The organism is Streptomyces sp. NPDC014870 (assembly GCF_043081505.1).
GTDB lineage: Bacteria > Actinomycetota > Actinomycetes > Streptomycetales > Streptomycetaceae > Streptomyces.
In genome coordinates this window covers 131,744-150,542 of sequence record NZ_JBIBWQ010000002.1, presented here as the reverse complement: position 1 = coordinate 150,542, position 18,799 = coordinate 131,744, and the positions used below count along the sequence as shown (strand labels likewise).

The 18,799-nt window shown below is 73.3% G+C and carries 16 protein-coding genes; 3 read left to right on the top strand and 13 right to left on the bottom strand.

All coding sequences use genetic code 11. The annotated features are described in order from the left end of the window. Window positions 1-7: 7 nt before the first annotated feature. From ACF09C_RS05260 to ACF09C_RS05245, 4 genes are all read right to left on the bottom strand, one after another. Entirely contained in the window at window positions 8-1,555 is a 1,548-nt protein-coding gene (locus ACF09C_RS05260; protein ID WP_392088950.1) for a PucR family transcriptional regulator, read from the bottom strand. Between the two features lie 139 nt (window positions 1,556-1,694). After that, a complete protein-coding gene (locus tag ACF09C_RS05255) occupies window positions 1,695-2,168 on the bottom strand; it encodes a hypothetical protein (RefSeq protein WP_392088947.1) in 474 nt (157 codons plus the stop codon). A 112-nt stretch (window positions 2,169-2,280) separates the two neighbouring features. Continuing rightward, window positions 2,281-2,601, bottom strand: a complete 321-nt coding sequence (locus ACF09C_RS05250; RefSeq protein ID WP_392088945.1) for a hypothetical protein — start codon at window positions 2,599-2,601, stop codon at window positions 2,281-2,283. Window positions 2,602-2,733: 132 nt separating this feature from the next. Further along, the gene (locus ACF09C_RS05245; RefSeq protein ID WP_392088944.1) at window positions 2,734-3,987 is read right to left on the bottom strand and encodes an NAD(P)/FAD-dependent oxidoreductase; all 1,254 of its coding nucleotides are present in this window, start codon (window positions 3,985-3,987) and stop codon (window positions 2,734-2,736) included. A gap of 104 nt (window positions 3,988-4,091) precedes the next feature. Between ACF09C_RS05245 and ACF09C_RS05240 the strand changes: the two genes are divergently transcribed. Then, window positions 4,092-6,497, top strand: a complete 2,406-nt coding sequence (locus ACF09C_RS05240) for a PQQ-binding-like beta-propeller repeat protein (protein ID WP_392088942.1) — start codon at window positions 4,092-4,094, stop codon at window positions 6,495-6,497. Window positions 6,498-6,526: 29 nt separating this feature from the next. On the opposite strand, the gene ACF09C_RS05235 is transcribed toward ACF09C_RS05240, so the two are convergent. The 9 genes from ACF09C_RS05235 to ACF09C_RS05195 all read right to left on the bottom strand — a co-directional run bounded on the left by ACF09C_RS05235 (window position 6,527) and on the right by ACF09C_RS05195 (window position 16,598). Next, entirely contained in the window at window positions 6,527-7,642 is a 1,116-nt protein-coding gene (locus ACF09C_RS05235; protein WP_392088939.1) for an agmatine/peptidylarginine deiminase, read from the bottom strand. A gap of 1 nt (window position 7,643) precedes the next feature. Beyond that, complete coding sequence (locus ACF09C_RS05230; protein WP_392088936.1) at window positions 7,644-8,480, bottom strand: ABC transporter ATP-binding protein; 837 nt, start codon at window positions 8,478-8,480, stop codon at window positions 7,644-7,646. Then, window positions 8,473-9,486, bottom strand: coding sequence for an ABC transporter ATP-binding protein (locus ACF09C_RS05225; protein WP_392088934.1), 1,014 nt, complete (start codon window positions 9,484-9,486; stop codon window positions 8,473-8,475). The genes ACF09C_RS05230 and ACF09C_RS05225 overlap by 8 nt, the downstream gene beginning before the upstream one ends. Beyond that, window positions 9,483-10,343 carry an ABC transporter permease gene (locus ACF09C_RS05220; protein WP_392088932.1) on the bottom strand — a complete coding sequence of 287 codons (861 nt, stop codon included), beginning with the start codon at window positions 10,341-10,343 and terminating at the stop codon, window positions 9,483-9,485. Before ACF09C_RS05220 ends, ACF09C_RS05225 begins: the two co-directional genes overlap by 4 nt. Beyond that, window positions 10,340-11,308, bottom strand: coding sequence for an ABC transporter permease (locus ACF09C_RS05215; RefSeq protein WP_392088930.1), 969 nt, complete (start codon window positions 11,306-11,308; stop codon window positions 10,340-10,342). Before ACF09C_RS05215 ends, ACF09C_RS05220 begins: the two co-directional genes overlap by 4 nt. After that, window positions 11,305-13,011 carry an ABC transporter substrate-binding protein gene (locus ACF09C_RS05210; RefSeq protein ID WP_392088927.1) on the bottom strand — a complete coding sequence of 569 codons (1,707 nt, stop codon included), beginning with the start codon at window positions 13,009-13,011 and terminating at the stop codon, window positions 11,305-11,307. The genes ACF09C_RS05215 and ACF09C_RS05210 overlap by 4 nt, the downstream gene beginning before the upstream one ends. Window positions 13,012-13,127: 116 nt before the next feature. Continuing rightward, window positions 13,128-14,141, bottom strand: coding sequence for an agmatine/peptidylarginine deiminase (locus tag ACF09C_RS05205; protein ID WP_392088926.1), 1,014 nt, complete (start codon window positions 14,139-14,141; stop codon window positions 13,128-13,130). 279 nt (window positions 14,142-14,420) lie between these two features. Next, the gene (locus ACF09C_RS05200; RefSeq protein WP_392088924.1) at window positions 14,421-15,002 is read right to left on the bottom strand and encodes a TetR/AcrR family transcriptional regulator; all 582 of its coding nucleotides are present in this window, start codon (window positions 15,000-15,002) and stop codon (window positions 14,421-14,423) included. Between the two features lie 24 nt (window positions 15,003-15,026). Beyond that, window positions 15,027-16,598, bottom strand: coding sequence for a serine/threonine-protein kinase (locus tag ACF09C_RS05195; protein ID WP_392088921.1), 1,572 nt, complete (start codon window positions 16,596-16,598; stop codon window positions 15,027-15,029). 132 nt (window positions 16,599-16,730) lie between these two features. Here ACF09C_RS05195 and ACF09C_RS05190 point away from each other — a divergent pair, with 132 nt between their 5' ends. Then, window positions 16,731-17,372: a TetR/AcrR family transcriptional regulator gene (locus tag ACF09C_RS05190; protein ID WP_392088920.1), complete on the top strand. Its 642-nt coding sequence runs from the start codon at window positions 16,731-16,733 to the stop codon at window positions 17,370-17,372. Between the two features lie 262 nt (window positions 17,373-17,634). Continuing rightward, window positions 17,635-18,798, top strand: coding sequence for an agmatine/peptidylarginine deiminase (locus tag ACF09C_RS05185; protein WP_392088918.1), 1,164 nt, complete (start codon window positions 17,635-17,637; stop codon window positions 18,796-18,798). Window position 18,799: the final 1 nt, after the last annotated feature.

Below are 18,799 nucleotides of genomic sequence, written 5' to 3'. Positions count from 1 at the left end.
CCGCCGGTCAGCGGCAGAGCAGGGCCGCCCGCAGGTCGAGCTTGTGGTCGAGTCGGGACAGGTCCCGGCCGGTGAGGGCCTCGATGCGCTCCACGCGGTAGTGGACCGTGTTCACGTGGAGGTGCAGGGCCTCGGCGGTCCTCGCCCAGGAGCAGTTGTGCGCCAGGAAGACCTCCAGGGTCTCCAGGAGGGTCGCGTTCGACCCCTTGCCGGCGTCCAGCAACGGGCCGAGGACGGTGTCCTGGTACACCGCCCGTACGTCGGCGGGGACACCGGCGAGCAGCGTCCTGAGGTCGGCGAGGTCCGCCGGCCGCGCCACCCGCGCAGCCGGCACCGCCGCCGCGTCGGCGGGGGTCGCCGAGCGGGCGCCCGCGAGGGCGTACCGGGCCTGGGCGAGGGCGCCGGGAAGGTCGCCCGGGCCAGGGACGGGGTCGCTGACTCCGGCGTGCAGGGCGGCGCCGGGGCGGCAGGCGTGGAGCAGCGGCCACACCTCGCGGAGCCGTGCGGGCACCTCGCCGCCGGGGTCCGGCTCGTGCGCGAGGACCGCGACGGCCTCGCCCCCGGGCCGCGCCGCGACGGCGGACGCGACCGCGCCCTGGTGCCTCAGGCCTTCGGTCAGGGCCGCTGCGGCGTCGCCCGGGTCGTCCGCGTTCTCCGAGACCGCGACCACCACGGTGTACGCGGCGGCGTCGGCGAGCCCGCACGAACGCAGGCCCTCCTCAAGGGCGTTCGCCTCCCCGTACGCCGCGCTCACCCGGGTCACCAGCTCCTCGTGGGCCTGGCGGCGGGGCGCCGTCCGCCGGTCCCCGCGTCGACGGTGACGGCCGACGAGCTCGCCGATCTCGTGCAGGATCCTGGGAGGCACCCGGGCGTCCTCCGGCAGGTGCAGGTACCAGGTGTCGAAGACGCTGTCGTCGGCCTCGATCCGCACGGTCGTGCCGTGCCGACCGCGCACCGCCTCCGCCGCGCGCTGGGCGGGGAGTTCGGCCGCGGTCGCGGTCCTGGCGACCGTACGGCCGCTGCCGGTGAGCAGGTGGCAGTCGGGCGTGCCGAGGTGGGCGAAGGAGAGGTCGAGCAGTTCGGCGGCCGACGCTCCCCGTTCCAGAGCGCGGTCGAGGTCGACGCGCACGTTCTCCGGCAGCGCGTAGTGGTCGGTGGGGCGACGGCCGAGTTCGCCCCACTGACGGAGGTAGACGGCCTCGGTGACGGCCCGGAAGCTGGTGTGCGCGGGTACGGCGAGCAGGGCGACGCGGTGCGTTCGGCAGGCGTCCACGAGCGCGGCCGGTACCTCGCCGTGCGTCTCCTCCCCGGCGAGCAGGGCCACCGCGCCCGCCTCGCGCAGGGCGGACACGAACCGGTCGGCCTTGGCCGGATCGCCGTCGGACGACCACCACACGAGACCGCTGAGGACGATCTCGCCCGGCTGCAGGAACCTGGCCGGGTCCTCCAGGTCGGTCGCCATGACGCCGCCGATCTCCTGGAAGAGCAGTGCCTCGTCCCCCCAGACCAGCGAGAGGTCGAGACGGTCGAGGCGGAGAAGGTGATCGACCTGCATGCGGGACTCCCAGGGTGCTCGCGGACGAGGCCCGCACCTCATATTCGCAAAGTGACTACGAGTTTCACCATGGTAGATACGAAGCCAGGACGACGAAACACCCCCTTCTACGCAGGCCCTGTTCGCTGCTCCCCCTGCATCAGGCGGGGCGGGCCGCCCCCGGGTGGAGCGGCGGGGTCGCGGCCGCGGCCCGGCGGTGGCGGCGACGCGCTCTCGGGGCGTCGGCGGGGCGGCGGTGGACGATGCGGAAGCGGTGGCTCTCGCGGGCCAGTTCGTGGCCTTCGGCGTCGAGGAAGCGGCCCGTCACGTCGTACGTCCCGCAGCCCCGGCCGACCGGCAGGCGTTCGACCGGCAGCTGGATCTCGTACGGTCCTCCGGCCCGGAACCCGCCGAGCACGTTACGGGCGGTGGCGATCGTCCTCCCCTCGCGCGACCGCTCCGCCACGAAGGTCAGCCCGTCGACCTCCTCGTCGGTACGGAAGGTCAGGGCGACGCCCACGACCGTCCCCTCCGGCAGCTCGACGACGTCCTGCCCCGGTGCGCCCTGGTCCACGGTGACCCGGCCGAACTCGTCCGACACCAGAGCCACGTTCAACAGCTGGAAGACCGCCATCTCGGACTCACGACCTCTCGCCCCGGACGTCCGCCGCGTTCCCTCCGGTGCCCTCCACGGTACGCCCCCCGGTGGCGGTCACACGGCGTGGTCCGGGGACCACATCGCGTCCTCAGGCCGCTGACCCGGAGGCTTCGGGGGCATCAGGGGCTTCCGTCGGGCGCGCCGCCCGGCGCTTGCGGTGCTGGTCGAGTTCGAACGAGGCGAGGACCGGGGCGGACATGTTCAGCGCGAGGACGAAGGCGTGGGAGGCGGTGCCGCCGTCCCTGACCCGCGTGACCGTCGCCGCCAGCGCGCAGCAGAACAGCAGCACGGGCAGCCCCCTGCGCCACAACGGCAGGTCCGCGATCCGCCAGACCCGGACGCACTGGACCACGTTGAGGACGATGAGGGCCAGCGCGGTGAGCGCGAGGAGCGGCAGCATGACGGACACGGGGGACTCCAGAGCAAGGGCGGAACGGTGAGCGGCGGTCGTCTCGGCCCACCGGCCCATGATCGTACCGGCGCCTTCTCCCCCGCCCGCCGCCTTCTCCTCCGCCCGGCTCCGCCGGGTCCGGTGCGGTTGCTACGCGGCCGTCCTGCGATGCCGGTAGTTCACGGCGGACGCCTTGGCCACCGCCAAGGGGTTCAGGAACCGCAAGGGGCCGATCAGGCGGGACGCGAACAGGTGCATGTGCCGCGCCAGCGACGCGTCTCGCGCCGCCGCCGAGAACATCAGCCGTTCCAGGGGGTTGAAGGGCCTGGCCTTCGCGAAGTCGGCGGCCAGGTTCTGGTGCGGGCCGAGTCGGCGCCGGTGCCTGCGGGCGTACACCGCGAGGGACTTGTCGAGGTCGCCCCGACCGGTCACGGCCGGACCGACGGCCTCCGTCAGCCAGTGCGCGGACTCCAGGGCCCACCCGCAGCCCACTCCCCACAGCGGGTCGCCGGTCAGCGCGGCGTCGCCGATGAGCGCGAGGCCCGGTGCCGTCGCCCTGCGGCTGCGCAGGGGGTAGTCGACCAGTCCGATGATCTTCGAGACGCGCTCGGCGGAGTCGATGGGCGGCGCGTCGGGCAGGGCGCGGACGAAGGCCAGGAAGCTGCCCTCCAGGTCCTCCCGGAAGTCCGGCAGCCGCTTCTTGTCCGGGACGACGGCGATGACCGTCACCCCGTCGTCGTTGGGGAACGCGTACGCCATGTCGGGCTCGAGGAACCAGGTGTGCCCGATCCCGTCGCGCAGCGGAAGGTCCCGGTAGTGCGCGAGATAGGCGAACCGGGTGTTCTCGTACTCCCGGGTGGCCACCCCGGCGAACTTCGCCACGGCCGAGTCCTTGCCGTCGGCGCCGACGACCAGGCGGGCCCGTATCTCCCGCTCGCCGCTCGGTGTCGAGGCCCGCACCCCGACCGTCCGCCCGCCCTCCGTGACCAGGCCGGACACCTGATGGCCGAGGAGCAGATCGACGCCGGGAGTCCGCGCGGCGCGGTCCCTGATCATCGGGTCGAGGACACTGCGCCGGATGTTGTACGCGTACGGCAGTTCCGGGCCGCCCGCCGCGGGCCTCGGCTCGATCCAGCCCCAACGGGTGTACCAGCGCGCGTCGTTGTGCACCGCTCCGGCCTTCTCCAGGTCGGGGACGAGGCCGATCTCCTTCAGCACCGGGTAGGCGTTGGCCGTGATGGAGTGGGTGCACAGCACCTTGTACGCCTCGGGGTCCGAGCGGCGTTCCAGCAGGGCGACGCGGGCGCCGCGCCGGGCGAGCAGGATCGCCGCGGCGCTGCCTGCGAGGCTGGCTCCGCCGATGACGACGTCGTAGTCGTCCGTGGCACTCTCGGGCATGGTCATGTGCTGATCTCCCCCTTCAGTACACAACTGCTGTCAGGCGCATGCCGAATAGTAGTGCGGGATACTGTGCCGCGGACGGTACGTACACGGGGGCGAGGCCGAACATGACACTGCGGGACGGGGATCCGCGGACGATCGGCGGGTACGACCTGATCGCCCGCCTCGGGTCGGGCGGTATGGGGACGGTGTACTCGGGGCGGGCCGCTTCGGGCCGGCTCGTCGCGGTGAAGCTGGTGCACCAGCAGTTCGCCGACGACCCCGAGTTCCGTACCAGGTTCCGGCAGGAGGTGGCGGCCGCCCGGCGGGTGAGCGGAGCCTTCACCGCCGCCGTGGTGGACGCCGACCCGGACGCGGAGCGGCCCTGGATGGCCACCCAGCTCGTGCACGGGCGGACGCTGGGCGCGCGGGTGAAGGCCGACGGGCCGCTGCGCGGGGCGGAGTTGCGGATGCTCGCACTGGGCCTCGTCGAGGCGCTGCGCGAGCTGCACACGACCGGCGTGGTCCACCGCGACCTGAAGCCGGACAACGTGCTGCTCACGGACGACGGGCCACGGGTCATCGACTTCGGGATCTCACGGGCCGCCGGGCAGCAGACGCTCACGTCGACGGGTCAGATCCTCGGGACTCCGCCGTACATGTCGCCGGAGCAACTGTCCGCGCCGGCACGGGTGAAGGCGTCGTCGGACGTGTTCTCGCTGGGCTCGGTGCTGGTGTTCGCCGCGACCGGCCGGGGGCCATTCGACGCCGACTCGCACTACCTGACGGCCTACCGCGTGGTGTCGGAGCCGGCGGACATCGCCGCGCTGACCGGCCCGCTGCGGGCCGTGGCCGCCGCGTGCCTGGCCAAGGAGGCCGCCGAACGGCCGGGCCCCGACGAGCTGCTGGCCGCGCTGGCGGAGATCCCGGCGGACGACTGGGAGTCCCCGCTCGACGGCTCGCCCACGTCGCCTGTCGCGCCGAGGCTCCACGAGGTCACGGGCGGGGACGGGCCGCCGACCGAGGACGCGGGTGGGCCGCCGACCGGCGACGCGGGCGGGCCGCCCACCGGACCGGTCGCGCACCCGCTGCCCGACGCCCGCGCGGTGGCCGAGCGACGCCGGCGGGTGCGTCGGCGCTCCCTCCTCGCAGTGGCGCTCGTGGCTTCGCTGCTGGCAGGCGGCGGGGTCTACCTGCGGTACTTCCAGTCGCCCGGCGCTCCCCGCGACGACGCCAGGACCCCTCCCTCCCAGAGCACCACGCGGCCGCCCGCCCGGCCCGCCACCACCACGACCCTCCCCGCGTACGTCGCCACCGACGGCGGCAGCCCGACCGGCAACCGGGCCTACGCCGACGCGCCCGCCCGGCGCCCCGCCGGCTGGCGGGCCTGGAACGGCCGGCCTGACATGGGGGCCTGCGTGTACGCGGACTCCTCGCTGGTGTGCACGGCCCCCGGCCCCGAGGCGGGCTCCGACGACGTGCTGGGCCGCTTCGACGCGGCGACCGGCGAGCCGCTGTGGGGCCAGCTGCTCGAAGACGTCGTGGAGGGGCAGAGCCCGTTGGTGGCCCCCGGAGCGGTCGCCGGACGCCACACGGTGATCGTGCTCGGCAGGGACGGGTTCACCGCCCACGACCTCGTCGACGGTGCCGAGCGCTGGACGTACCCGACCAGGAAGCGGCTGCGGCGGCCGGTGCTCGACGCGGACGGCAGCCGGGTGTTCGCGGTCGACGCGTCCGGCACGGTCACCGCACTGGAGACCCGGTACGGCAAGGTCCTGTGGCAGCGGACGGTGTCCGGGACCGGGGACGGCCCCCCGGTGCTGCGGGTGGCGGCGGACCGGGTGTACGTACAGGGGTCCCAGAGCTCCGGCGCGTCGGCCCACAGCTTCGTGACCGCCCTCGACGCGTCGACCGGTGAGGAGTTGCCGTTCGGTACGCCCGAGGACGGCACCCGGTTCGCGCTGCCCGGAACGTGCGCGAATCGCGGACTGACATTGGCCCAGGACGAGGGCCCGGGTCCGGCCGAGGGCGAGTCCGACTCCGGGTCAGGGGACGGGGCGACCTTCTTCCTGTGCGCCAAGGAGGACGGGACGGGTGTGCTGCGCGGTGAACCCGCCTGGCGGCGGACCACGGACATCCCGTTCGCCGGTACGACCCTGTCGGGACCCACCTCGGCCGGGCTCAAGGTGTACCTCCTGGCGGCCGCGCCGAACGGCGAACCGGGCTTCGTCCAGCTCGACCAGAAGTCCGGCGCGGCCGTGTGGCGGGTTCCGCTGGCGAAGGAGTGCCCCGGTCTCACGCGCACGGAGGCGGCGAACGCGGTGGTGGTCACCGACGGTCTCGCGTATGTCAGGTGCCGGACCTCGGGGGTGGTGATCGACCTGGTCTCCCGGAAGAAGACCGGCCGGTTCACCGTCCCCGACGGCGGCGTGCCCACCGGCCCGGACGGCGCGTCCGACTTCCTGGTGGTGGGTGGACTGGTCTTCACCCCGACCACCAAGGGCTGGTCCGCCGTCGAACCCACCCGGGCCTAGACCGGGGTGGGTTCGACGGCGGGGCCGGGTCAGGCGGCGGGCTGCTGCTGGGTGACGCAGTGGATGCCGCCGCCGCCCGTGCCGAGGCGGTCGATGTTCAGCTGCTCGACGACCCGGTCCGGGTAGAGCCGGGCCAGGGTCGCCCGGGCCGCCTGGTCGGCCTTCGTGTCGCCGAAGTGGGCGCTGATGACGGCGCCGTTGCAGAGGTAGAAGTTGGCGTAGGAGGCCAGGAAGTCCGGGTTGGTGGAGCGGATCTTGTAGTAGTCCGGGCCCTGGAGCTTCATCGTGTCCATGGGGACGCCGTTCGCGGTCGTCGAGGCGGACAGGATGCTGAACTGCTGGCGCGCGTCGCGTGCGTAGGCGTCGTTGTCGGAGGCCAGGGGCATCTGCACGAGGGCCTCGCCGGGGGCGAGGAAACGGGACGTGGCGTCGACGTGGTCGTCGGTGATGTCCTGGCCGCGGACGCCGTCGAACCAGATCATCTTGGTGGCGCCGTACGCGTCGAACAGCGCGGTCTCGATCTGGCGTTCCGTCATTCCGGGGTTGCGGTTGCGGTTCACCAGGCTGCTGCGGGTCGCCATGAGGGTGCCCGCGCCGTCCTGCTCGACGGCGCCGCCCTCGCCGACGAGGTCGGCGGAGGTGAAGGGGACACCGACCCAGGTGGCGATCCGCCCGGCCACCAGGGCGTCCTTGGCGTGGGTCTGCTTGTTGCCCCAGCCGTTGAAGTTCAGGCCGACGGCGTCCAGGCCGCCCTGGCCGTCCGTGCGGAAGACGGCACCCGTGTCGCGCATCCAGGCGTCGTCGACGGGGATGGAGCTGAGGACGGTGACCGCGGAGCCGCACTGCTGACGGGCCTTGGCGGTGCTGCCGGAGTTGGCGCACATCACGACCGGCTCGTACGTGGCGATCGTACGGGCGATCAGGGCGATGTCCGCCTGGACGCCGCTCAGCTTGTTCCCCCAGATGGAGGTGGAGTCGGGCCAGGCCATCCAGGTGCGGGTGTGGCGGACTTCCTCGTTGGGGACCCGGAAGGTGCCGGCGGCCGCCGTGGCCCGGCCGAGGTTCGTCGTGGTGGCGAGGGCCGCGCCGACGGCGGTCGCGCCGGCGGCGACGAGGAAGCCTCGCCTGTTCAGGGATCGCGTCACTTCATCCTCCTGTGTGGGGGTGTGCCTGCGGGGACGACAGCTCCAGGCGGGCCGCCGCGATCCCGTCCGGGTTCCAGCCGGGGCGCGGTACGGAGTCCAGGAGCAGCCGGGTGTACGGGTGGTGCGGCGCGGCGAGCACCTCGCTGGTGGCGCCCGCCTCGACGACACGGCCGCGGTGCATGACGAGGACCTCGTCGGTGACGCACCGGACCACGCCGAGGTCGTGGGTGATGAACAGGTAGCCGATCGGGGTCCGTTCGCGGATCTCGGCGAGCAGGTTGAGGATCTGGGCCTGGACGGACACGTCGAGCGCGGCGACCGCCTCGTCCAGGACGAGGACGGCGGGTTCGACAGCGAGCGCGCGGGCGATGGCCACGCGCTGGCGCTGTCCGCCGGAGAGCTGCCGGGGCAGGGCGTCGGCGGCGCGGGTGCCGAGGCCGACCTGGTCGAGGAGTTCCCTGATGCGGGGCTCGGGGTCGCGGTCGGGGAAGTGCAGCCGCAGGGTCTCCCGCAGGACCCGTTCGACGCTGGTCCTGGGGTCGAGCGAGAGGTACGGGTCCTGGAAGACCATCTGCACCTCGCGGGCCCGGGCGAGGCGCTGGGCCCGGCCGCCCGCCCGGGCGGGCCGGGCCCGGCCCCGTACGCGTACCTCTCCGGTGTCGGCCCGCTCCAGGCCGACGACGATGCGGGCGGTCGTGGTCTTGCCGGAGCCCGATCCGCCGACGATGCCGAGGGAGCCGCCCTCGGGCAGGGTGAAGGAGACGTCGTCGACGGCCTTGACGGCGCCGAAGGTTCTGCTCAGGCCGGCCGCGCTCAGCAGGGGTTCGGTTTCAGGCATCGACGACCGCTCCTTCTTGCGCCTGGTCAGCCGCGAGCCGGTCGCTGTGGTGGCAGGCGGCGGTGTGTTCGGTACGGCCCTGGGCGGGCCTGGCCTCGGGGGCGGTCTCCCGGCAGATCGCGGTGGCGAGGGGGCAGCGGTCGGCGAAGGCGCAGCCGCTGAGCGGGGTGCGCAGGTCGGGCGGCTGCCCGGGGATGGCGTGGAGCCTGCCGCCGGGGTCGGTGAGGCGGGGGGTGGAGGCGAGCAGGGCCGCGGTGTACGGATGGCGGGGGCGCTCGAAGAGGCCTTCGGCGGGGCCGGTCTCGGCGATCCGCCCCGCGTACATGACGTAGACGCGGTCGCTGATGGCCGCCGCGAGGTCGAGGTCGTGGGTGACGAAGAGCAGCCCGGTGCGGAAGCTCGCGCGGAGCCGGGCGAGCAGGGCGATCACCTCGGCCTGGGTGGTGACGTCGAGCGCGGTGGTGGGTTCGTCGGCGAGAAGGAGGGCCGGGTCGCCCATCAACGCGGCGGCGATCACGACCCGTTGCAGCATGCCGCCCGAGACCTGAGTCGGGTACTTCTGGAGCGTGCCGGCGTCGAGGCCCACGGCGTCGAGGAGTTCGGTCGCCCGCGCGGTGGCGGTCGGCCCGTCCATGAGCCCGGTCGAGCGGACGCCCTCGGTGAGGAAGTCCCCGATGCGGCGCAGCGGGTTGAGGGTGGCGCGGGGGTCCTGGAAGATCATGGCGGCGGTGCCGGCGCGCAGGGCGCGCAGTCGGTCGGCGGAGGCGGTCAGGACGTCACGGCCCTCGACCAGGACGGTGCCTTCGGTGGTGGCGCCGGGCGGCAGGAGTCCCAGGGCGGTGCGTGAGGTGAGGGACTTGCCCGAGCCGGACTCGCCGACGAGGGCGACGGTCTCCCCCGGGCCGACGGTGAGGTCGACGCCGTCGAGAACGGGGCGGGCGGTGCCGGGGAGTTCGAGGCGCAGGCCCCGGATGTCGAGCGTGGGCGGCGGGCTCTTGGGGCTCATCTGGCTCTCCTGGCTACGCGGTCGGCCCAGCGCTCTCCGACCACGTTGAACGCGACGACGGTGAGCACGACGAGGACGCACGGCAGGATCGCGGAGAGCGGGTAGCCGTGCTGGACGGCGGTCTGGCCGTCGAAGACCATGCGGCCCCAGTCGGGCGTGAGCGGGGGCACGCCGAGGCCGAGGAAGGACAGGCCGGCGAGGTCCATGAGGGCGTAGCCGAAGTTGATGGTGGACTGGGCGAGGACGACGGGGGCGATGTTGGGCAGGATGTGGCGCAGGCAGATCTGGAGCGCCGAGTGCCCCTGCACCTGGTAGGCGCTGACGTACGGGCGGGCCCGTTCGGCGAGGACGAGGGTGCGGGTGAGCCGGCTGACGTACGGCAGGTACGCCAGGCCGAGCGCCGCGACGGGGGCGAGCAGCCCCTCCCCGTACACGGAGACGACGAGGATCGCCAGGAGCATTCCGGGGAAGGCGAAGACGAGTTCGGTCGACCGGGAGAGCACGGAGTCGAGCCAGCCGCCGCGCCAGGCCGCGGCGGTGCCGACGGCCACTCCCGCGAGGGTCGACAGGGCGACGACGCCGAGCGGGCCGAGCAGGGAGGTGCGGGCGCCGAGCAGCAGCCGGGACAGGGTGTCGCGGCCGGCGGCGTCGGCGCCGAGAGGGTGGTCGGCGGAGGGTCCCGCGAGGGCGGCGCCGAGGTCGACCGCGTTGGGGTCGTGGGGTGCGAGCCAGGGCGCGCACAGCGCCGCGAGGACGACGAGCCCGACGAAGCCCAGGCAGGCCAGGTGGAGCGGGGAGCGGCCGGAGCGCGCGGTGATGCGGGAGAGTCCGGGGCGCCTGGTGAGGACGGCGGTCATGCGGTGGCCCCTCTCGTGCCGAGGGTGATCCGGGGGTCGACCAGGGGCAGCAGCAGGTCGACGAGGAGGTTCACGGCCATGAACAGGGCCACGATGATCAGCGAGACGGCCTGCACGGTCGGGAAGTCCTTGGTCGTGGTGGCCAGTTCGAGGAGCTGCCCGATGCCGCCGATGCTGAAGGCGGTCTCCACGAGGACGGTGCAGACCAGGAGGGTGGAGACGATCAGGCCTCCGGTGGTGAGCACGGTGCCGAGCGAGTTGCGCAGCACATGGCGCCGGATGACCTGGCGTTCGGGGACGCCCCGGCTGCGGGCCACGGTGACGTGCTCGCTGTCGAGGGCTTCGAGCATGGCGGCCCGGGTGACCCGGGCGAGCATGCCGATCAGGTAGAGCGCGAGGGCGATGGCGGGCAGGGTCAGGTGCCACACCATGTCGAGGAAGCCGTCGCCCGCCCCGCCGCTGGGGAACCAGCCGAGCCTGACCGCGAAGAGGCCCTGGAGCAGGACGGCCGCGACGAAGGACGGGGTGCCGACGGCGAGCGCGGTGGCGACGAGTACGGCGGTGTCCGTCCTGCCGCCGCGTACGGCCGCGACCTTGCCGAGCACGAGTCCGACGACGACCACGACGGTCAGCGCCATGGTGATCAGGAGCAGGGTGGTGGGCAGCCGGTCGGCGAGGAGCCGCGAGACGTCGGTGCGGTAGGTGAGAGACCGCCCGAAGTCGCCCTGGATCACGTCGCCGAGCCAGCGGAGGTAGCGCTCGGCGAAGGGGTCGTCGAGGTGGTAGCGGGCGTTGATCGCGGCGAGCGCCTCGGGCGAGGCGGAGCGTCCGGAGAGCAGGAAGCTCGCGGGGCTGCCGGGCGCCAGGTACATGGCGCCGAAGACGACGAAGGAGGCGACGAGGAGGGTGGCGGCCATTTCGGCGATCCGCCGGGCGGCGAACCTGAGGAAGGCGGTGGATCTCACGGCTTGGCCCCCGGCTGGGTGGCGGGCGCGGCACCGGCGGTTCCGGAGGCGCCCACGTCGGCGGCCCACGGGTAGTACATGTAGGCGATGGTGGTCGGGGCCCCGGTGATCCTCTTGTTGAGGAAGAGGGCGGTCGGCCACTCGGCCACCGGGATCCACGGCAGCTGCTCGGCGGCGTGCCGCTGGAGCTCGCTCTCGATGCGCAGGCGCCGGTCCTCGTCGTAGGTGGTGGTGGCCTCCTCGACCATGGCGTCGTAGCGCTTGTCGCTGTACCCGGCGAAGTTGAGGTACGCGCCGGTCCTGAAGTTCGTCAGCAGGTCCAGCGGGTCGGTGATCGAGTCGTAGTAGGTGAGCGGGAACATGTCGATGCCCTCGCGCGCCTCCGGGTCGGTGAAGAGCGCCGTGAAGGCGTTGGGGGCGACGGACTTGAGCTGGATCCGCAGCCCGATCTCGCTGCCCGCGGCCTGCACGGCGGTGGCGAGCAGGGAGACGTCCTGGCCGATGGAGCTGGTGGCGACGGTCAGGGTCTTGCCTTCGGCGCCGGCCTCCTTGACGAGCGCGCGCGCCTTCTCGACGTCCCGTTCGGTGGGCGGCAGTCCGGTGAAGGCCGCCTTGCGCACGTCCGGCGAGCCCGCCGCCCAGGCGGCGCGGGTGGTGACGGAGCTGGTGGCGGTACCGGCGCCGCCGAGCCCGGCCTTGACGAACCCGGAGCGGTCCAGGGCGAGGGAGAGCGCCTGGCGGACGCGGACGTCGCCCAGCGCGCCGCTCATGTCGGTGATGCCGAGGTTGACCGTGCTGAGCCCCTCGCCGAACCAGAGGGTGCCGACGCCGCTGTCCTTGAGGCGTCCGTAGCTCTCGGTCGGGATCAGGTAGCCGCCGTCGGCCTCGCCGCTGAGCAGCGCGTTGGTGCGGGCGGAGGGGTCGGTGAGGAAGCGGAAGACGACCTTTCCTGCCTTGGCGCGGGTGCCCCAGTAGCCGTCGAAGCGCTTGAGTTCGAGGGACTGGCCCTTCTGCCAGGCGCCGAGGGTGAAGGGGCCGGTGCAGGCGAGGCCGCCGGAGGTGCCGTAGTCCGCGCCGGCCGCGGTGACACCCGCCTTGGAGGCGACGACACCGGCGGCGGTCGCCATGTACTGCGGGAACTGCGAGTCGGGCTTCTTCAGCTTGACGGTGACCTGGAGCGGGCCGGTCTTGCGCACGGAGGCGACGTTCTGGAAGTTCTGCGCCCAGGCGGCGGCGTTCGCGGGGTCCATCTGGCGGCCCAGGCTGAAGACGACGTCGTCCGCCGTCATCGTCCGGCCGTCGTGGAACCGTACGCCGTCGCGCAGGTCGTACACCCAGGTGTTCGGGTCGGGGTTGGTGGCCTTCCGGGCGAGTCCCGGTTCGAGGGTGAGCCCGGGCGTCCAGCGCATCAGGCTCTCGCACACGTTGGAGAGGATGGTGTTCTGCGGGTAGTCGAACGCCATCGTGTGGTCGAGCGTGGGCGGTTCGGCGTAGATCGCCCAGGTGAAGGAGTCGATCTCCCCGGTGGGCTTGGGCGTACCGGCCGAGAGCGCGAACGAGGCACCGGTTCCGTCCGCCCCGGCACGGGGCGGGCCGGCGCAGGCCGCGAGGCCGGTGAGCACAGCGAGCGAGGCGAGGGCCGCGAGCGCGGTCCTGGCCTTGCGGCGTCCGGGGACGCGGGGCGGGGGCGGTGCGGTGCTCATCGTCGCGCTCTCTTTCGGTACGGCGGGTGGGGAGAGGGTGGGTGCCGAGGGGAGGGAGGGGTGAGAGGGAGGGGTGAGGATGCGGCGGGGTCGTCGCCGCCGCGGCCCGGCAGGCGCTACGCGCGGGGGCGGGGCGCCGGGAGCTGCTGGGTGATGCAGTGGACGCCACCGCCGCCGTACGCGATCACCGGGGCGGGGACGCCGACGACCTTGCGGTCCGGGTGGGCGGCGGCGAGCACCTCCATGGCGGCCAGGTCCTGGGGCACGCCGGCCACGGGGACGACCAGGCCGCCGTTGGCCAGGTAGTAGTTCAGGTACGAGACCTCGATCTGCACGCCGGCGACCTCGCCGAACGCGGTCTGGGGCACGTCGACGATCTCCAGGGAACGGCCCTTGGCGTCGGTGGAGACCTCCAGGACGGCGCGGTTGGCGCGCATCCGGGCGTGGTCGGGGTGCGCGGGGTCCGCGGGCAGGGAGACGACGACCTTGCCGGGGGCGGCGAAGGCGCAGACGCCGTCGACGTGCCCGTCGGTCTCGGTGTCGAGCAGACCGCCGTACGGGAGCCAGATCACCTTCTCGACCCCGAGCCGTGCCTTCAGCTCGGCCTCGATCTCGTCCCGGGTCAGGTCCGGGTTGCGGTTGGGGTGCAGGAGGCACTGCTCGGTGGTGATGAGGGTGCCCTCGCCGTCGACGGTGATCGCCCCGCCTTCGAGGATCATGTCGGAGGCGATGCGGTCGACGCCGAGGTGGTCCAGGAGCAGGGCGCTGATCCGGTCGTCGGAGTCGTAGGGGTGGTGCTTGCGGCCCCAGGCGTTGAAGCGGAAGTCGACACCGGCCCGGTTCCCGTCCTCGTCGAGGACGAAGAGGGGCGCGGAGTCGCGGAACCAGGAGTCGTCGAGGGGCAGTTCGATGACGGTGACGTCGTCACCGCAGTGCGTGCGGGCCTCGCCCCCGAAGCCGGGCGGGGCGACCATCGTGACGGGCTCGAAGCGGGAGATCGCCCGGGCGACCTCGGAGTACTCCCACTTCACGGCGGACAGGACGCCGCCCCACAGCTCCTCGCGGGTGGGCCAGGCCATCAGGCAGCCCTCGTGCTCGTCCCACTCGGCGGGCATACGGAAACCGGTCATGAGAGGTCTCTTTTCGGTCGTTGGAGAGGATGATGGTGTTAACTGAATTTTCAGTCAAGAGTCTGTTCGAGAGGAGGCCGGGGAATCACGGCGAGGCTTCCGAGGCGAGGCCGGTCGGCTCGGAACACGGGGGCGCGGCCGGACCGGCGGGCTCCGCGATGAACTCACTGTGGCACTGACTGAAATTTCAGTCAATGGTTTGGGGACACCCGGACGGAGAAGGGGCGGTACGGAGCCGGGACGCGTCCGTACCCCTCCGCGCGGGGCCGGAGAGGCCCGCTACGGCTGCCGCAACCGCGCCAGCTCGACCTCGACGGCCTCCGACAGGAGGGTGCGCGCGTGCTCGATCGCGAGGCCACCGCTCAGCCAGCGCATGCTCAGCCCCTCGAGGAGCGCCGTGAGCCGTTCCGCGGCCGCCGCGAGCGTGACGGCAGGCGTGAGGGGCTGCACCTGGCCCAGGAGCCCGGCCACCTCCTGCACCCACACCAGGGTCGCCCGGGCGAGGTCCTCGCGCAGGACCGGGTCGAAGACCGCGCTCGCCCTCAGCTCGCCCCAGGCCGTGCTGTTCTCCCGCACCTCGGGGGTGTCCTGGAGTTCGAGGAGCAGGACCTGGTCGAGCTCCTCGCGCGGGGTCAGCGGCTCCGCGTCGGCCTCCTGCACGGTGGTGTAGCGCTCGGCCCGGTCGTTGATGAACTCCAGGGTGTGGCGCAGGATCCCGGTGCGGTCCTTGAAGTGGTAGTAGATCAGACCGGTGGAGACCCCCGCCTCTTCGGCCAGTTCCTCCACGCGCAGCCCGCGGACCCCGCGCCGGGCGATCACCCGTGCGGCCGCTTCCAGGATCTGAGTACTACGAGACGCCATGCCACGAACCCTATCCGGGCCCGGTCAGCCCTGACGCCGGTACTGGCTCAGGACGAGCGTGACGGGACCGCCGCCGGCCGCCGAGGGGGGCGCGTCGACCAGCCGGGCCACGACGAGCCGCTTGCCGTCGGCGCTGCGCACGCAGAACGGCCGCTCGTCGGCCAGCTCTTCGTACGGCAGGCTCGTCACGGGTTCCGCGTCGATCCCGCGCTCGCAGTCGGCGGGACCGAGGGCGTACCCCGAGGCGACGAAGGCGTCGGCGTCCTCGGGAAGCACGAACCCGCCCTTGTCTCGGGCGAGATACCAGGCCGCGGTCTCGGCGGGCGCCACCTTCCCGGCCGCCAGGTCGAACTCGTAGCCGTCGTCGGGCGCGGTCAGCTCCACGTCGGAGTAGCCCGGGTCGTACCGGACGCCCGCCCCGGCATCTCCGGGGTCCCCCAGCCAGTACACGGCCCCGGCCGTCACCGCGAGCGCGGCGAGGACGGCGGTCGCGGCCATCAGTGACGTACGGCCCCGCCGGGACCTGCGGCGGCCTCTGCCGTGCGGGGCGCGACCCGGCGACGGTCGTTCCGCGGGGACGTGCTCGGTGGGGGCGTGCTCGGTGGGGGCGTGCTCGGTGCGGACGCGGTGCGTGGGGATCGGAGTGGCGGGGGCGGCCGGGCCGGAAGGCGTGGCCGGGGCGGCCGCGACGGCGGGGGCGCCGGACCGGCGCATGACCTCCCGCCCGACCGCGCCGAACTCGGGCGTCGCGCCCACGGCTGGGTGCGCGCGGACGGCCGCGATCAACTCGGCCGGGGTGGGGCGCCGCTCCGGCGCCTTGGTCAGGCAACGCCCGACGATCTCGCGCAGTTCCGCCGGTACGCGGGAGAGGTCGGCCGGCTCGTGGACCACGCGGTAGAGGGCCGCCGACTCGGGCCCGGTCCCGAAGGGCAGGGCTCCGCCGGCCACGTAGGCGGCCAGCGCGCCGAGCGCGAAGACGTCGGTCGCGGGCGTGACGGCGTGCCCGAGCGCCTGCTCGGGGGCCATGTACGCGGCGGTGCCGATCCTCAGTCCGGTGCCGGTGAGCCCGGTGGCGTCGGCCGCGCGGGCGATGCCGAAGTCGATGACGCGCGGGCCGTCCTCGGCCACGAGGACGTTGGCGGGCTTGAGATCCCGGTGGATCACCCCGGCCCCGTGGATGACCTGGAGGGCCTCGGCGATCCCGGCGACGAGCAGCAGGACCGTGGGCGCGGGGAGCGGGCCGTGCCGCTCGACCACCTGCTGCAGCGAGGGGCCCGCCACATAGGCGGTGGCGAGCCAGGGCACGGCGTCGTCGGCGCCGGCGTCCACCACCTGTGCGGTGAACAGGCCGTGGATGCGGCGCGCGCTCGCGACCTCCTGGGCGAAACGCAGACGGAACTCGGGGTCGGCCGCGAAGTCCTCGCGGACGACCTTCAACGCGATGGGCCGCCCGCCCGGCGTGTGGGCGAGGTAGACGACCCCCATGCCGCCCGAGCCCAGCCGGGCCTGGAGCCGGTAGCCACCTATCTCGTGCGGGTCGTCGGGCGTCAGCGGCGGGTGGACCGGCTGCGCCACGGGCGGCTGGGTCGAGGACATGGGCTGCTCTTTCGGCGGTACGGAACGGCGGGACCGATGGGGCGCACGGCACGCCCTGCGCCCGAGAGTGCCTGTTGACTAAAGTTTCAGTCAATCTCGACGATCGATCTCGGCCCTGTGAAGGAGCACACGATGGCGGAGCGCAGGACGGCGCAGCGCGCGGCGAAGGACCGGAAGACGGCGATCCTGGAGGCCGCGGCCCGGGTGATCGCACGGCGCGGGGTGCGCGGACTGCGGATGGAGGAGCTGGCGGCCGAGGCCCGCGTCTCCAAGGCGCTCGTCTACTACCACTTCGCGGACCGCGCCGACCTCCTGCGCCACACCCTGCGCTTCATCGGCGACCGGGCGGAGCGGTACACGCGCGACGAACCCCTGGAGCGCCGGCTCCTCCTGGAGCTCCAGGACACCCCCGAGGTCCGGGAGAACAGCACGGCCTGGGCGGAGCTGCGGGCCAGCGCCGTCTTCGAACCGGAGCTGAGGGAGGAGCTGGCGCGGGCAGGCCAGGAGTGGGTCCGGGAGATCGCCGACCTCCTGGGCGGGACCACTCCGGCGGCCCCGGACGCCGCCCTGGTCGCCGCCGCCGAGCGGCTCACCGTCCTCCTGGAGGGCCTGAGCACCCGGTGGCTGATCGGCCTGCTGCCGGTCGGCCACGCCTCGGAGCTGATGCGGGAAGCGATCACGGCGGAGGTCGAAGCGCTGCGGCGGAGCGCGGGCGCGGGGGAGGACGAGCGGCCGTTCCGGTCCGGGGCGCGTACCGCCTGCACCGTGGGCTGACGCGACGCGGCCGCTCCGCTCCCGGGCCGCAGACACCCGGCCCGTCCCACCGTCCCGTCGCACACCACTCCGTCATTTGACTGAAAATCCAGTCAGTGCCACAGTGGCGGCCACGGCCACCCCCACTCACGCACCGGCCCAGCCGTCACCCCGGCCGCCATCCGCGTGAGGCCAAGGCCCGCGATTCCGCCGCCGCGCCGCGTCACCGCGACCCGTCAGGCCGCCGCCGGATAGTCTCGCCAGCCCACGAACGGAGTACGTTGTGTCCCACTTCCTCCCTTCCCGCCGCACCGCCTTGCGTGCCTTCGCCGGCATCGGCGCAGCCCTCGGCCTCGGTGCGGCAGCCTGCGGACCGGAGGCGTCCGTCAGCGGAGACACCACCACAGCCCCCGCCCGTACCCCGGCCGCCGGTGGAGAGCGCCGCTTCGGCGCCGAGTGGGAGAGCCACACGCGTACGTTCATGTCCTGGCCGGCCCTCGCGTCGGTCTGGGAGGACGACCTGCCCTACGTCCGGGAGGACATCGCCCGGATCGCGCGGGCGATCGGGGAGTACGAGGCGGTCGTGCTGATGGCCCGCCCCGACCAGGTGGCGGCGGCCCAGCGGGCGTGCGGGTCGCAGGTCGAGGTCATCCCGCTCGCCGTCGACGACCTCTGGACCCGCGACACCGTCCCCGTCTTCGTCGAGGACGCCGGCAAGCTCGTCGGGGTCGACTTCAACTTCAACGGCTGGGGCAACAAGCAGGAGCACGCCAACGACTCCCAGGTGGGCCGCAAGCTGCTCGCCAGGTACGGCATCCCGCGCGAGGTGGCGCCGCTCGTCGCCGAGGGCGGTTCCTTCGAGACCGACGGCGAGGGCACTCTCCTCATCACCGAGAGCTCGATCGTCAACGACAACCGGAACCGCGGGAAGAGCCGGGACCAGATCGAGGACGAGCTGATCGAGTACCTCGGCGTGGAAAAGGTGATCTGGCTGAAGGGCGTCCGTGGCGAGGACATCACCGACGCCCACGTGGACAGCCTCGTCCGCTTCGTCGCGCCCGGCGTCGTCCTGCTCGACCAGGCGTTCCCCGGCACTCCCCCGGACTCCTGGTCCCGCTCGGCCGACCAGGCCCGCTCGGTGCTCGACACGGCGACCGACGCGAAGGGGCGGCGCTTCGAGATCATCGACCTCCAGCAGCCCGACCCGGACCTGATCACCGGCGAGGGGGACGACTTCCTGTCCACCTACGCGAACTTCTACATCGCCAACGACTCCGTGTTCCTGCCGAAGTTCGGCGACCGCACGTCCGACGCCCGGGCCAAGGCGATCCTCCAGGAGCACTTCCCGAAGCGGGACATCGTGCAGCTGCAGATCGACACCATCGCCTCGGGCGGTGGCGGCATCCACTGCGCGACGCACGAGCAGCCCGGAAAGCCCGCGGCCTGAC

Bases quoted from the DNA above. Each gene is read 5' to 3' on its own strand.
- ACF09C_RS05205 (WP_392088926.1), bottom strand. From the start codon at position 14,141: ATGACCGGTTTCCGTATGCCCGCCGAGTGGGACGAGCACGAGGGCTGC.
- ACF09C_RS05255 (WP_392088947.1), bottom strand. From the start codon at position 2,168: ATGGCGGTCTTCCAGCTGTTGAACGTGGCTCTGGTGTCGGACGAGTTC.
- ACF09C_RS05240 (WP_392088942.1), top strand. From the start codon at position 4,092: ATGACACTGCGGGACGGGGATCCGCGGACGATCGGCGGGTACGACCTG.
- ACF09C_RS05225 (WP_392088934.1), bottom strand. From the start codon at position 9,486: ATGAGCCCCAAGAGCCCGCCGCCCACGCTCGACATCCGGGGCCTGCGC.
- ACF09C_RS05200 (WP_392088924.1), bottom strand. From the start codon at position 15,002: ATGGCGTCTCGTAGTACTCAGATCCTGGAAGCGGCCGCACGGGTGATC.
- ACF09C_RS05230 (WP_392088936.1), bottom strand. From the start codon at position 8,480: ATGCCTGAAACCGAACCCCTGCTGAGCGCGGCCGGCCTGAGCAGAACC.
- ACF09C_RS05210 (WP_392088927.1), bottom strand. From the start codon at position 13,011: ATGAGCACCGCACCGCCCCCGCCCCGCGTCCCCGGACGCCGCAAGGCC.
- ACF09C_RS05245 (WP_392088944.1), bottom strand. From the start codon at position 3,987: ATGACCATGCCCGAGAGTGCCACGGACGACTACGACGTCGTCATCGGC.
- ACF09C_RS05220 (WP_392088932.1), bottom strand. From the start codon at position 10,343: ATGACCGCCGTCCTCACCAGGCGCCCCGGACTCTCCCGCATCACCGCG.
- ACF09C_RS05190 (WP_392088920.1), top strand. From the start codon at position 16,731: ATGGCGGAGCGCAGGACGGCGCAGCGCGCGGCGAAGGACCGGAAGACG.
- ACF09C_RS05260 (WP_392088950.1), bottom strand. From the start codon at position 1,555: ATGCAGGTCGATCACCTTCTCCGCCTCGACCGTCTCGACCTCTCGCTG.
- ACF09C_RS05195 (WP_392088921.1), bottom strand. From the start codon at position 16,598: ATGTCCTCGACCCAGCCGCCCGTGGCGCAGCCGGTCCACCCGCCGCTG.